General features: G+C 50.2%; 1 rRNA gene. It reads right to left on the bottom strand.

The features are described 5' to 3' along the window. Positions 1–892, bottom strand: a 23S ribosomal RNA gene (locus ACSTTG_RS24165); the annotation flags it as partial.

The raw sequence follows: 892 nt of genomic DNA on the forward strand, positions 1-892 counted from the left end.
ATTGCCGCAGCTTCGGTGTATAGCTTAGCCCCGTTACATCTTCCGCGCAGGCCGACTCGACTAGTGAGCTATTACGCTTTCTTTAAATGATGGCTGCTTCTAAGCCAACATCCTAGCTGTCTAAGCCTTCCCACATCGTTTCCCACTTAGCTATACTTTGGGACCTTAGCTGGCGGTCTGGGTTGTTTCCCTCTCCACGACGGACGTTAGCACCCGCCGTGTGTCTCCCGGATAGTACTTACTGGTATTCGGAGTTTGCAAAGGGTTGGTAAGTCGGGATGACCCCCTAGCCTTAACAGTGCTCTACCCCCAGTAGTATTCGTCCGAGGCGCTACCTAAATAGCTTTCGGGGAGAACCAGCTATCTCCAGGTTTGATTGGCCTTTCACCCCTAGCCACAAGTCATCCGCTAATTTTTCAACATTAGTCGGTTCGGTCCTCCAGTTGATGTTACTCAACCTTCAACCTGCCCATGGCTAGATCACCTGGTTTCGGGTCTATATCCAGCAACTCGACGCCCAGTTAAGACTCGATTTCTCTACGGCTCCCCTAGATGGTTAACCTCGCTACTGAATATAAGTCGCTGACCCATTATACAAAAGGTACGCAGTCACACCACGAAGGTGCTCCTACTGCTTGTACGTACACGGTTTCAGGTTCTATTTCACTCCCCTCACAGGGGTTCTTTTCGCCTTTCCCTCACGGTACTGGTTCACTATCGGTCAGTCAGTAGTATTTAGCCTTGGAGGATGGTCCCCCCATATTCAGACAGGATATCACGTGTCCCGCCCTACTCGATTTCACTGATTATGATATGTCGGTTACGGGGCTATCACCCTGTATCGCGCCACTTTCCAGAGGCTTCACCTGTATCATTAAAAGCTTAAGGGCTA

Origin of the sequence: Vibrio glycogenivorans, assembly GCF_051660965.1 — a bacterium.
In the GTDB taxonomy this organism is placed as follows: domain Bacteria; phylum Pseudomonadota; class Gammaproteobacteria; order Enterobacterales; family Vibrionaceae; genus Vibrio.